General features: G+C 61.3%; 12 protein-coding genes. 3 read left to right on the plus strand and 9 right to left on the minus strand.

The features are described from left to right. Positions 1-90 precede the first annotated feature (90 nt). Positions 91-1,800, minus strand: coding sequence for a tetratricopeptide repeat protein (locus tag GE253_RS07125; protein WP_153203458.1), 1,710 nt, complete (start codon positions 1,798-1,800; stop codon positions 91-93). Positions 1,801-2,206: 406 nt separating this feature from the next. On the opposite strand from GE253_RS07125, the gene GE253_RS07130 reads away from it, so the two are divergent. Both GE253_RS07130 and GE253_RS07135 read left to right on the plus strand, forming a co-directional pair. Further along, the gene (locus GE253_RS07130; protein ID WP_153203459.1) at positions 2,207-2,491 is read left to right on the plus strand and encodes a hypothetical protein; all 285 of its coding nucleotides are present in this window, start codon (positions 2,207-2,209) and stop codon (positions 2,489-2,491) included. A 91-nt stretch (positions 2,492-2,582) separates the two neighbouring features. Beyond that, positions 2,583-3,080 carry an MmcB family DNA repair protein gene (locus GE253_RS07135; RefSeq protein WP_247878536.1) on the plus strand — a complete coding sequence of 166 codons (498 nt, stop codon included), beginning with the start codon at positions 2,583-2,585 and terminating at the stop codon, positions 3,078-3,080. Positions 3,081-3,221: 141 nt separating this feature from the next. Here the strand turns inward: GE253_RS07135 and GE253_RS07140 are convergent, their stop codons facing one another. The 5 genes from GE253_RS07140 to GE253_RS07160 form a co-directional block, all read right to left on the minus strand. Beyond that, entirely contained in the window at positions 3,222-4,634 is a 1,413-nt protein-coding gene (locus GE253_RS07140; protein ID WP_247878537.1) for a hypothetical protein, read from the minus strand. Then, on the minus strand, positions 4,615-5,217 hold the full coding sequence (locus GE253_RS07145) for a BON domain-containing protein (RefSeq protein ID WP_173012541.1): 603 nt from the start codon (positions 5,215-5,217) through the stop codon (positions 4,615-4,617). Before GE253_RS07145 ends, GE253_RS07140 begins: the two co-directional genes overlap by 20 nt. A 119-nt stretch (positions 5,218-5,336) precedes the next feature. Continuing rightward, on the minus strand, positions 5,337-6,149 hold the full coding sequence (locus tag GE253_RS07150) for an N-acetylmuramoyl-L-alanine amidase (protein WP_153203461.1): 813 nt from the start codon (positions 6,147-6,149) through the stop codon (positions 5,337-5,339). Between the two features lie 148 nt (positions 6,150-6,297). Further along, positions 6,298-7,113 (minus strand): response regulator, encoded by an 816-nt coding sequence (locus GE253_RS07155; protein WP_153203462.1) that lies wholly within the window; start codon positions 7,111-7,113, stop codon positions 6,298-6,300. Between the two features lie 214 nt (positions 7,114-7,327). Continuing rightward, the gene (locus GE253_RS07160) at positions 7,328-8,302 is read right to left on the minus strand and encodes a magnesium transporter CorA family protein (RefSeq protein WP_153203463.1); all 975 of its coding nucleotides are present in this window, start codon (positions 8,300-8,302) and stop codon (positions 7,328-7,330) included. A gap of 137 nt (positions 8,303-8,439) precedes the next feature. Here GE253_RS07160 and GE253_RS07165 point away from each other — a divergent pair, with 137 nt between their 5' ends. After that, positions 8,440-9,003: a septation protein A gene (locus GE253_RS07165; RefSeq protein WP_153203464.1), complete on the plus strand. Its 564-nt coding sequence runs from the start codon at positions 8,440-8,442 to the stop codon at positions 9,001-9,003. Between the two features lie 112 nt (positions 9,004-9,115). Here the strand turns inward: GE253_RS07165 and GE253_RS07170 are convergent, their stop codons facing one another. The 3 genes from GE253_RS07170 to GE253_RS07180 are packed head-to-tail and all read right to left on the minus strand — an operon-like array spanning position 9,116 to position 12,826. Beyond that, positions 9,116-11,248 carry a GGDEF domain-containing response regulator gene (locus GE253_RS07170; protein WP_153203465.1) on the minus strand — a complete coding sequence of 711 codons (2,133 nt, stop codon included), beginning with the start codon at positions 11,246-11,248 and terminating at the stop codon, positions 9,116-9,118. Next, on the minus strand, positions 11,245-11,685 hold the full coding sequence (locus GE253_RS07175; RefSeq protein ID WP_153203466.1) for a response regulator: 441 nt from the start codon (positions 11,683-11,685) through the stop codon (positions 11,245-11,247). The genes GE253_RS07170 and GE253_RS07175 overlap by 4 nt, the downstream gene beginning before the upstream one ends. Beyond that, the gene (locus GE253_RS07180; RefSeq protein WP_153203467.1) at positions 11,678-12,826 is read right to left on the minus strand and encodes a PAS domain-containing sensor histidine kinase; all 1,149 of its coding nucleotides are present in this window, start codon (positions 12,824-12,826) and stop codon (positions 11,678-11,680) included. Before GE253_RS07180 ends, GE253_RS07175 begins: the two co-directional genes overlap by 8 nt. Positions 12,827-13,020: the final 194 nt, after the last annotated feature.

The raw sequence follows: 13,020 nt of genomic DNA on the forward strand, positions 1-13,020 counted from the left end.
GGGCTGGGGAGACAGGGCCGGGAGGGGGCAATGCGGTGTCCACCCCAATCCCTCCCGGCTCAATTCCTTCCGGCCCTGTCCTGACTGAGATCAGTTCGGAGCTGCGGCCGTAATCGGCGTGGCGAGCCCATCTTTCAGCTTGATCTGGGCTGACTTGCGCAGACCCTCATTATCGGCCTGATGCGCGGCGCGGGTCCATTGGAAGCGGGCTTCCTGCTTGCGACCCAGCGCCCAATAGACATCGCCCAGATGATCGCTGATCGACGGGTCCATCGGTTCCAGCTCAATGGCCTGTTCCAGCAGTTCCACGGCGCCGTGGAAATCACCCTGTTTGAACTTGGCCCAGCCCAGACTGTCCATGATGAAACCATCATGCGGACGCAGCGCCAGCGCCTTTTCGATCAGCCCCCGGCCCTCATCCAGGCTGATGCCCCGGTCAACATAGGAATAGCCCAGGTAATTCAGTACGCTGGCCTGCTCCGGGCTGAGATTGAGGGCAGTTTTCAGGTCCGCTTCCGCCCGCTTCCAGTCCCCCAGCGTGTCCAGCACCATGCCCCTGGCATAGAAGACTGCCCAGTCGGCAGCAGTGGGTTTGGCGATGCGGGAAACCGCCTGTTCATAGGCGGCCAGCGCCGGCTTCGGTTCTCGCGCCATGCGGTGCATGTCACCCAATTGCAGCAGCGCATCCACCCGGGTCGGCTTCTCCGCCGCCATGGCGCTCAGCAGTTTGGTGGTTTCATCGCGGCGACCCAGCAGCCGCAGCATTTCGGCCTGCCGCAGGCGGGCGGCCCAGGTCAGCCCGCTGGAGCCCTTCACAGCGGCAAATTCCGTCAGCGCATCGGCATAGCGCTGACGCGCGGCCAGCGTATCGCCCAGAGTCAACCGCATCAAAGGCTGGCCGGGGTCCAGAAACAGTGACAGGCGGCCATAGAGCAGGGCCATTTCCTGGGCATTTTCCTGGTAGAGGGCGGCCGACATTTCAAATAGCGCTTCGCCCAGCCCGTCGCTGGCGTTGGCGACCAGCCGGGCCGGCGCCGGCCCACCCTTGTCTAGCCGGGCCAGTGCTTCATCCACCGCCAGGGTGCCGGGATTTTCCCGCTGATAGCGCTGATAGATACGGCGCGCCGCATCCTTGTTTCCGGCCCGTTCATGGAAATTGCCGATCAGCAGGGTCAGGCGCAGCGGCGCCCCTCGCTCGGTCGCGGCGGTGTAATGCAGGGATGCCGCTTCCCGATTGTCACGCAAATCCTCAATCAGGGCGATCTGCAGCTGCTGCATGATGGCAAAACCATCATTGGCATTCAAGGCGCGCAGCCGTTTCAGCCCCGCCTCCTTGTCGCCCCTTGCCACATCGACCCAGGCGCCCAACAGGGGGGTGACGAATTGCGACAACCCGTCAGAGGGCAACACCTCCAGCCGGGCGGCGGCGTCGGCCGCCTTGCCCTGTTTCAGATCATCGGCGATGACCATCAGGCTGGCAATGTAGCTTTGGCTTTCCTGCTCACGGGCGCGGCGTGCCAGCGCGACAGCCTCCGTATAATTGCCTTCGCCCAGATTAAGCAGAAAGGTCCGGCGCAACAGGCCGGCATTTTCGGGATCATCGCGCAGGACGGCCCCCAGATTGCGCGCCGCTGCCGCCCAATCGCCGGCATTCTGGGCCACGCGGCCGGTCAGATAGCGGGCCATACTATTGTCAGCGGGGGAGGGGGCCGTTTGCGCCAGGGCCGATCCTGCCAGCAGAACAGACAAAAGGGCCATCGGGATCGACTTTGGCTGCCGCCACCACCGCACTAGTTCCACGCGCGCCACCTTATACAATACCGGTTCGCCGAAGAAGCACGCCGCTGCCCCTTCATGACAGGGAGCCTAGCCGGGAATGGTTTAACCGTTCAATAACGTTGCGGGGCTATTCCCAGCCAACTTTATATCGCAGTCGTAATGTCACAGCCTTTGCCGGCATGGCGGTTGGTCTGGACGACGGGAATCGGGCGGAAAATTCGGCCTGTTTCTGCCTTCGCTCCAAGCATTTTGCCTATGCGATAAGCGCATTTTTGGTGCGCAAATATGCAATGGTTAATTGACGATATTTTAACAAGGTCTGCCCTTATATTCGGTCTGCTAACGGCGAAGTCGTTGGCTGTTTCGAACCCAGGGACCTTGCATGTATCCCGCAGTGGCTACCGGAGCCCCCAATCCGGCAACAGGCATGGTGGCGGCCGTTATCTCCACCGATATTCTCGAAAATAACTTTTCCACGGCTCTACCGCCGCCGCAACAATCCCTGCATTACGGGGCCGATGCGTTGGCGGAACAAATCCTGACTGCTGTGGCCCGGTGCCGGGCCCTGGGTCATCGGGAGCCGCGTGTCACCCTGACCCGTCCGACGGATGTGGTGGAAGGGGTCCGTTCCCTGCTGGAACTGGCGGGGCTGCGGCCCAGCGTCCGCCCCTCCAGCATCATCGGCCAGTCGATCCTTACCGTTCGCGCCTGATCGGGTTTTCCTTGGCTTTCCCCGGCACATCCGCTGCCGGGGAAAGCGGGGGACTTGCATCATGGGTGGAATTTGTTCATGGTATGTACCCATGAATGATACGCCCATGATTGCACCGACAGGGGCTGCGGCCCTGGTGACGCCGACGCTGCCCCGCCCCGCCTCTGACCCGGCGGCGGCGATTACCCGGGGCGTGCGTCGTTTCCTGGCTGATCACGGGATTCAGGGCATGGTGGAATTCTGCCTGGCCAATGGTCGCCGGGCCGATGTGCTGTGCCTGTCGGAGAAGGGGGAGGTCAGTATCGTCGAGGTGAAAAGCAGCCCGACGGACTTCAAGACCGACCATAAATGGCAGGATTATCTGGAATTCTGCGACTATTTCTACTTTGCCGTCGCCCCGGATTTTCCGCAGGAACTGATACCGGCTGAATGCGGGTTGATCGTTGCTGATGCGTTCGGGGCGGAGATTGTGCGGGCAGCTGTGGCCAGCCCCCTGCCGGCGGCCCGGCGCAAAGTGCTGACCCTGCGGGTGGCGCTGGCGGCCATGGGGCGCCTGCACCGGGTGGAAGATCCAGCCCGCGCCTTATGATTAGGAGCGCTGCCCACCTCGTTGGAAGCCCGTATGGGGGCAGGGCGCTGATATACCAATTTGCTGGGGGTTTAACCCTTGGCTTACGCCTGAGGGAACGCAAAATCTGCCTGGATCGGTCACGACCAATGCAGATTGGCATTATTCCAGCATCGGTCGGCCGGTTTCGATCTGCACCAGGGCGGCCAGGAAAGGCACGGCCAGATCGCGCCGTTGCCCGGCTCCACGCTCTGCCTCGCTGAGTGCAGTCTGGAAACTGCCGCGCCAGCGCTGATCGCTATACATCAGCTTGTCGGCCCGCGCCCGCTGCACCAGCACCACGGGGCTGCGCATATCATTGACCACCTTGTCCAGCCGGGCGGACAACAGATCGGCCTGGCTGCGATCCTTAGCGCGCAGCGCACCGCTGATCAGTTCGACATAGGTTTCTGCCTTCAGGTCCATATCCTGCAACTGGTCAGCATAGGTCAGGGTCAGGGCCTTTTCGCCCCGCGCCTCCAGCTTGCCCAACACCTGCGGGATCACCCAGGGGCTTTCTTCCTGCACGGTGCGCAACAGGCCCAGGGCCAGATTGGCATCGCCCAGATCGCCGGCGGCCACCGCCAGCTCCGGCGGACAGCAATTGCCCCGCTTGTCCTTGAAACGGCTGAACTGTTCTTCCACTGTGTTCAGGAACAGGGTGCGCGCCCGCGCCTCCAGCCCCACCCGCAACAGGGACTGGGCGACCAGCCCCAGTTCCCAGGCGCAACCTTGGGTACGGGCGAACTCCACCGCCTCTTCCGCCACCTGGGTGGCGGTGCTCATATTGCCCTCCCAGACCAGCGATTCCACAATGTCGGACAGGTTATAGATGCGGGTGGAGCAATCGGCGAAACCCCGTGTGATCAGCAGGGCCAGATCGATCTCCCCCGTCAAAGCCAGGGTGCGGCCGACAAACAGATCCTGGCTGATATCGCTGGAGGCACTGCCATTGCGCATGGCCTGGAGAAAGGGTGCCACGATGGGGCGCACCCGTTCTTTGTCGCCGATGTGGTAACTCGCCACCGCGAAGGACAGCCAGTCCCAGCGCGGGGTGGCGATGGGATATTCCACCGGCGGAATCAGCCCCTCAATCCGGTGCAGCAGGCAGCGGCTGGATTTCGGGTCGCTGCAGACCAGGCTGCGCAGCTTGGTCTTGAACTGGGCATAATCGAAATCACCGATGAACTGGTTGGTCACCAGCTGCACCGCCAGCGCACTTTCGGGCAGGCGGGTGATGATATCGGTCAGCAGCCGATCCGCCTCCAGCAGCAGTGTGGTTTGCTCCTCGGCATTATAGGTCTGGTCGGCGTGCTGGATGGCCTGCATCGCCAGCACGAACTGGCGGTTGGCCGCCGCATTCTGGTCGGCCTGCGCCCGCGCCGCCGGGGCCAGCAACAGCAGCAGCGACAGCAGGGCCAGTGCCACCAGCCAGAAGGGCGCGCGCACGGCCGACCAGACGGCAAGCATACCGCCCCGGCCCGTCACCGGCCGCAGGGCCGGCAATGCCCAGCTTTCAGTAAGGCACAACGACATGGCTCACCACCTGGCGGACCCGAGCGATATTGCGGGCATATTCACGCACACGGTCCAGTTCCACCTGCGAGCGGGCGCGGCCCATCAGATGAATGGTCTGATTGATCGTTTCGATCGTGTAATTACCCGATGTGATGTCGCTGTCGGTCAGCAGCTTGGTGCGCAGCTGTGCGGTGATCCAGGCGTCGGTCGCCTTGTCGGACAGGCTCGACTCGTCACCGATGCCGATCTCGTTGATCACTTCCTTCACGCCATTGACCTGCCAGGCCAGACGCACCGCCTCCACCCGTTCATCGGCGGTGGCGGCACGGCCGGTCAACAGGGCGCGGCCATCGCGCACCGTCACATCCAGCCGGTCATTCAGGCCGTTGACGGTGGCCCATTGGGCCTCCACCGCATGGGCCAGCACCGGGTCGGCAGGGCCGGTCTTGCCGGAACCGCCGCCGGAGGCGCAGCCGGCCAGCACCAGTGTTGCCGCCAGACCTGCCAGCGCCACGGTGCGGGAGAACCGCCGGGAAAGGGAAGGGGCGGTGGTGTCTGCCACCTTTCCACCCATCTGCGCCAACAGGCGCCCGATCAACATTGTTTCTGCCTCCTGCCGGCCGTTGCTTGTGTTTCTGTCAATCACGGTCGGCATCTTACGGGTGAAATATGGTCATTCGCGGGCTGCAGGCCGGGTTAACCGGTCCTGTCGCACCCGGTTTATGCAAAGGGTGAGGCTGTCATCACCCTGGTCAGTTCCCGCGCCAGGATGCCGGCAATGCGTTTGCGCGCCGCCGGGTCACGCAGCAATTTTTCATCCTGGGCATTGGACAGAAAACCCGTCTCAATCAGCAGGGAGGGCACATCCGGCGCCTTCAGCACGGCGAAATTCGCCGCCCGCATGGGATTTTCCAGCAGCTGGATATCCTTGCCGGCACCGGTCACGATGGTTTGCTTGGCGTGCAGTGCGGCCGTGCGCGTATGGCGGGCGGCGAGATCGACCAGGATGGCGGCGACGTTCTTATCCAGATCGCTGACATCCACCCCCAGCCCGCCGGCAAAATTCTCCTGCTTGGCGATGGCGGCGGCGAAATCATCGCTGGCCTTCTCCGACAGGGTATAGGCGGAAAGGCCACGTGCCTTACGGTTAGGGGCGCTGTCAGCATGGATGGAAAGGAACAGGTCGGCACCGGCGCGACGGCCCAGTTCCATCCGCTCCCGCAGGTCGATGAAACTATCGTCTTCCCGCGTCAGCTTGACATTGATGCCGCCATTGCGGCCAACCAGCCGGGTGACCTCCTTGGCGATGTCAAGCACCACGTCCTTTTCATAGGTGCCATGCACCCCGACGGCGCCGGGATCGTGACCGCCATGACCGGGATCGATCATCAATAGGCGCGGCCCCCGCGGCCGCTTGCCCGGTGCACGCGTGCCGTCCTGCGGCGACGCCGCACCCGCCCGCACGGTCACGGAGATGAACGGGGCAAGGGCCGGCACAGCCAGGGCAAAACGAAGCAAATCCCGACGATTCATCGATCAGACCATCATCCGGCCCGCGCCTGCGCGAGCCTTCCAGCTGGGCCTATCTTTGGACCCCTCGGAATCGTTGCGCAACAGAAACCTGTTCATCATCCCTTTGTCGGTCCTTTCTGTTGCACTGCCTCAACAGGCGGCCAGGCGATCAGGCGGATTTTGCCGCTGCCCTGGCCAGGGCGTTGCTGCGGAACTCCCCGCTGGGGGTGAAAACCGCCTGGGTGATGGCGCGTTCAATGTCATTTCGGCTGAACGGCTTACGGATCACCGGACCCAGATGGTCCAGCCCCCGCCGACTCAGCTCATCCCCAAAGGCGGTGACGAAGATGATGGGCAGGGCACTCTGGCGTCGCAGAATCTGGGCGGTGGTGATGCCACTGTCGCCGCCGGCCAGCCGCAGATCCATCAAGGCGAGCGTCGGCTGCTGTTCTGCCGCCGTGGTCAGGGCCATCTGGGTGTTGGCGGCGGTGCCGCAGACGATATGGCCCATGCGCTGCACCGTCTCCTCCAGGTCAAAGGCGATGATGGCATCATCTTCCACGATCATGATGCGGGCGGTCAGCGCGCTGCCCAGCCCGCTCTGGGCGCGGGTCATGGCGGCCTGCGCGGCTTCCGCATCCAGCCCCAGGACGGCACCCGCCTCGGTCACGGTCAACTCCTCCAGGCTGACCAGCAGGAACAGGCGGCGTTCCAGTTCCGGCAGGCCGGACAGGGCCATTTCCATCGGGTGGCGCCCGTCAAGCGCGGCCGGCTGAGGCGCATCGGCGTCGCAGAGCCCGTTCAACAGCCCATAGAGTTTCAGCCGGCTGGGCGTCTCCAGGCCGAATGTCGCCGGATCGGCGAGCGCGATGGGCAGCGCTTCGGCCACCAGATCGTCCCCCCGCACCGCGTCGGCGGTCAATGCCCGGGCGTATCGGCGCAGATAGGGCAGGTGATAGAGGAGCTGACGGGAATGCGCGTCCATGATGACGTCCCAGAAGGGGGCCGGCAAGCCAACGGCTCAGGCCATTTAAAAAGCCAGGACATTTTGCGGCTTTGCGCGGGGATTTCCATTCCACTTGTGCCATCGCCCGATCGGTCTAGCCGTTGCGTTGCAGATCGGACGAATGGAGGCTCTTATACGCCCTCTGGACAGCTGTCCGGCGCGCTGGAAGAAACCGTGTCAGGGGGGGCAGGGGCTACAGCCAGCCGCGACTTTTGAAGAAAAGATAGGGGACGATGACGGAGACCACCATCAAGATCAGGGCCAGCGGATAGCCATAGGGCCAATCCAGCTCCGGCATATGGTGAAAGTTCATGCCATAGATGCTGGCCACCAGCGTGGGCGGCAGGAAGACCACAGCGGCTACTGAGAAAATCTTGACGATGTTATTCTGTTCGATCCCCACCACGCCCAGCAACGCATCCAGCTGAAAGGCGATATTGCTGGACAGGAAGGCGGTATAATCGGCCAGCGACTGGGCGTCCTGGCCCAGTGTTTTCAGCCGGGCCCGCAATCCCTTGTCGGCGGCGATTTCCTTTACCGTGCCGCCAAAGGCAATGATACGGGTCAGCGTCACCAGACTCTCCCGCGCCTTGGCCGTCAGGTCATGGGCGCGGGCGATCCGTTTCAGCAACTGATGCTGCATGTCGGAACCCAAGGCACCCTGGTGTCCTTCAATCAGCAGTTCACGTGCCACGGCGTTGACATCACGGCCGGCCCCTTCCAGCACGTCGGCGATGCGGTCCAGAATGGCATCCAGCAGATACAGCAGGGTGGAGGGGCCGTTTTCCAACTTCAGCCCCTGCCGGCTGATCTGGTGGTGAAAACCGTAGAAGGGCTTGGGATCGTCAAAGCGCAGGGTGATCAGTGTATTGCCGGTCAGGACGAAGGTAATATCCATCGTCTCCGGCACCGGTGCGTCGGCGCGGCAGAGCACGGTGGCTGTCATGAAGGCGCCGCCCTCGTCCCGATAAACCCGGCTGGACAGTTCGATCTCACGCATTTCTTCGCGCGTCGGCAGCTCCATGCCGAAGGTCTGTTCCACCAACTGGCGTTCGGCCGGGCCAGGCGCGTTCAGGTCAACCCAGCAGGCATGACGCAATATCTCGGTGGATGGCATTCCATCCATTGCTTCATTGCGGCCGTCGATCGTGCGGTAGGCGCGGATCATGCGCTGTCTCCCCCGCTGGGGTCATTGGGATACCCCGCATTTACCCTGCCCGCGCGCCGGGGGAAAGCGAACTTTCTCCACATCGGCACAAGAGCAGGCTGGCAAGCTGTCGCAGCAGCCTGTAAATGCATGGCCTCATGAATCCCCTGCTTCGCCTTTTGCTGGAAGCCGGGCCGCTGGGCCTGTTCTTCCTGTTCAATGCCAAGGCCGGCCTGATGGTCGGCACTGGCGTTTTCATGGCTGCCATCACGGTGGCGCTGATCGTCAACTGGCTGCTGGAACGAAGGCTGCCAGTGATGCCGCTGGTCGGCTGCGTCTTCGTGCTGGTTTTCGGCGGCCTGACCCTGTGGCTGGATAATGATCTGTTCATCAAGATCAAACCCACTGTGGTCAATCTGTTGCTATCAGTTACCCTGTTCGTCGGTCTGTTCCTGAAGCGGAACCTGTTGAAGGTGGTGCTTGGGGCGGCCCTGGAGTTGAAAGAGGAAGGCTGGCGCATCCTGACCGTCCGCTGGGCCTGGTTCTTTCTGTTTCTGGCCGTGGCGAACGAGATTGTCTGGCGCAGCTTCGATACCGATACGTGGGTCAACTTCAAGGTGTTCGGCATCATGCCGATTTCGATCCTGTTCAGCATGTTGCAGGTTCCGGTGATCATGAAGCACCAGAAACAGGATTCTGATGTGAAGACGCCGGCCCCCTGATCCCTGTATGAATCTGGTGCCATTAGCTGGGGTGAAATGGCGGGGCTTTGAGGATATGGGAAAGCCCCCACACACGGTGCGCTGTTCGCCATGTCGGGGACGGCATTTGACTTTATGGGGAGGCTCGCCCTAAGTGCCTTTGCTGTAACAGAGCCTCCATCTCCGCCGCCGGGACTGGACGACTGAACAAGTATCCTTGCAGGGCGTCGCATTGATAGGCGCGCAAATAGATCAATTCCTCCTGCGTCTCCACGCCTTCCGCCACCACCTGCTTTCGCATGGCATGGGCCATGACGACGATCGCCTGAACCAGGGCAGCCTGGGCATCGTTCTGGGTCATCTGGCTGATGAAGAACTTGTCGACCTTCACTGTGTCGATGGGTAGTTCCGATAGCCGGCTGAACACTGAATGTTCCATGCCAAAATCATCAAGCGAGAATGATACTCCCCGTTCGGCGAGATCGGTGATGTTGCGTAACACGACCTCCTCGTCACGAATGATGGTACTTTCCGTCAGTTCCAGCTTCAACGCCGCCGCCGGCAGGGAATGTTGGTTTAGAAGGTCCAGCACCAGGGTGCTGAAGTCCGGCCGCATCAGTTGGATGCCTGATACATTCACCGACAAGGGGAAGTCGCACAGCCCCGCAGCGCGCCAAGCGGCAGCCTGTTTCAAGGCAATGCGCAGCACCTCATAGCCCAATTCAACGATCTGGCCCCCCTGTTCTGCCGCAGGAACAAAATCGACCGGCGAAATTAACCCACGGGAACGATGGTGCCAGCGGACCAGCGCCTCTGCACCAATGATACGGTAGTCCACCGGATGCACCATCGGCTGAAAGAATAGCGTTATGTCCCCTTGCCCCAGTGCCACGCTCAATTCAGATTGCAGCCACTGGCGTTCCAACACACGCTGTGTCATTTCCGGGACATAGAGCCGGAAGGGCACCCCACCGGTCTTGACCTGATGCAACGCCGTACTGGCATGTTGCAGCATTTCCAGCGGATCACTGGCGTCGGTTGGATAGAGGCTGACACCAACGAGGGCGCGGCGGCGCAACTGCACACCATCCACCGTGTATGGCGTGTCGAATGCACCCTGTAGTTCACGCAATCTGGGGGTAAGGTCCGCGGGGGCGTTGGGTAGCAGGAAACAAAAATAACCGCTTTCCAGCCGCGCCAGCACCTCTTGCGGCAGCGATAGACGACCCAATCGTTCCGCCACCTGCCGCAACAATGTGTCCGTGGCGGCCAAGCCCCAGCCATCCTGAAGATCGGTGAAGGATTCCAAGCTGAGGCAGAACAGCGCCACACGCTGTCCCTCTGGCGTTGACGCCAAGGCATCGGTTAACAGCCGTGTCAGTTGGGTGCGGTTGGGCAGTCCGGTGACCGGGTCAAAATAGGCCAGATGGTCCCGCACGCTTTCCGCTGCCTTCAACTCGGTCACGTCGAGCGCTATCCCGTCCCATTGTATCGATCCATCGGCCAGCCTCTCCGGCTGCGACTGGGAGCGCAGCCATTTTGTGGGACTGGAAGGTGTGATCAACTGGAACTCCACGGTCATGGGTTCCAGGCAGGTTGCTGAACGGTGCATTGCGTCGCGGTAGCGCTGCCGGTCGTGCGGATGGATCGAGCGAAGCATCGCCGCACCGGAGGCAGTGACCAGCATCTGATTGGTGGGATCCACCAATCCGCCCGTATCAATGAAATCGGCCAGTATGTCCTTCTGCATGAAGGTGTACGTCACTGTACCTTCCACCGACATATAGCGCCGGAAGATCATGCCGGGGATGTTGGCGGCGATGGCCCGCAGTAAATTATCCGCCTGGCGGCGCGCCGCCTCAATAATATACGTCCTCCGACGGGTGGCGGATGCGGCCAGTTCGCGTTCGATGGCGGGGCGCAGCCGGGCAATGCGCTCTTTCAGCACCAGATCGGCGGCACCGGCCTGCATCAGGGCCACAGCAGATTCTTCGCCGATGGTGCCCGTCACCACAATCAGCGGCAGGTCGGGGTCGTGCCCGTGAATCATGGCGATGACATCAACGGGTGACAGTGATGGCATCGAGTAATCGCACAGCACGATATCCCAAGCCTGTCGGGACAACGCAACGGCAATATCCATGCGGTTATCAACATGCGTGACGGCAATATCCAGGCCACCACGGCGCAAATTGTCAATCAGCCACGCCGCATCAAGTTCGTTATCTTCAACGAGCAAGAGCCGAACGGGACTGTGTCCAGTCATCGAACTGACCTCTGCGGTGGTTGGTTGATCAAGGTCCAATAAAGACCGAGCTGGGTCACGGCCGCCGTGAATTGCTGAAATTCCACGGGTTTGCGAACATAGGAACTAACGCCCAATTCATAAGATCGGATGATGTCCTCCTGTTCATCGGAAGAGGTGAGGATCACCACGGGTGTGTAACGCGTCAGATCCGCCGCTCGTAGCTGTCGCAATACCTCCAGACCATCAATCTTCGGCAGTTTCAGATCCAGCAAGACGACAATCGGGGACGGCCTGGATGGGGGATTGCCATTTTCTCCTAAACAATAGGCTAATGCTTCGACCCCGTCATGGGCAATGTCGATGGGATTGGCGAGGTGGGCTGAACGCAACGCACGCAGGATCAGCGCCTCATCATCGGGGTCGTCTTCGACGATCAACACCCGGCCTTCAGACATCGGTGCTCTCCCTGGCTTGCAGCGTAAATGAAATGGTGGTGCCGCCATTGGGCATTGAATCGATACGGATTTCGCCGCCATGGCGGCGGATGATGCGGGCGACTGTGGCTAAGCCGATGCCGGTACCTTCAAATTCGCTGGCGGTGTGCAGACGCTGAAACGGTGCGAACAACTTATGGGCGTAAGCCATGTCAAACCCAACACCATTGTCGAAAACCTGGAACCCTGGGCGATTGTCAATGCTGCCGGCACGAAAGCCGATTGCGGCATCGGCGCGCCGGTTCGTGAACTTCCAGGCATTGCCCAGCAGATTGTCCAGAACGACTCGGATCAGGTGCGGATCGGCAATAGCCTGCAGATGGGGGGCAATACTCACGGCCACCTGACGCCGGGGATCAAGCTGTCGCAATTCGGTCACAACTTCCTGTGCCAGAGCGGAGAGGTCTGTCGGCTGTGGCGCGATGCCCGCACGTGTCACCCGTGAAAGCTTCAGCAGATCGTCGATCAATTGCGCCATGCGAACCGCCCCACGGCGGATACGGGTCAGGTAGTCTTTGCCGGTGTCATCCAGCCGATCCGAATAATCCTCCAGCAACGCCAGGCTGAACCCGTCCATGCTGCGGAGTGGGGCCCGCAGGTCGTGGGATACGGAATAGGCAAAGGCCTCCAATTCGTGGTTCACAGCTTCGAGTTCCTGGGTGCGCGCCTGTAACGTCTCGTTCAGGCGTTGCAGCTTCTGTGCCCGGTCGGAGATATCGACAATGGCTGAAAGAACCATCAGGCCCTTGTCGGTCTGGATGGGGTTCAGCCCGATTTCCACCGGAATCTGACTGCCATCCTTATGCCGTGCAAACAGGTCGCGTCCCGCCCCCATGGGGCGGGAACTCTGGGCATTTCGGAAAAAACCTTCGCGCAGGCCGGCATGATGGCCGCGGTGACTTTCCGGGACCAGCATCTCCACGGGTTGACCCAACAGCTCTGCCCGTTGATAGCCGAACAGGCGTTCCGTGGCGGCATTGACCATGGAGATCAAACCACCTTGATCAATTAACACCATGGCGTTCGGCGCTGCTTCCACCACCAGACGAAAGCGCTCGTCGGCGGAAATAGAGGCACCCTTGGGTGTGCCTGGCTTTGGCATGAACCGGCCCTCCCAGCCAGAGGAACGATGAAGATTCTGCACAAACAGCAAATTTTGATCACTTTAGTCGAATAACTGTTGTCTTATCAACCATTGTTAGGGATAGCGATCATTTCGCTTATGCCTTTTGATGGGGGGTATAGGTCATATGGTATGGCCCCCTGCTGATAATGTAAGCGATGGCTGTCGACATC

The organism is Niveispirillum sp. SYP-B3756, from assembly GCF_009495745.1.
In the GTDB taxonomy this organism is placed as follows: domain Bacteria; phylum Pseudomonadota; class Alphaproteobacteria; order Azospirillales; family Azospirillaceae; genus Niveispirillum.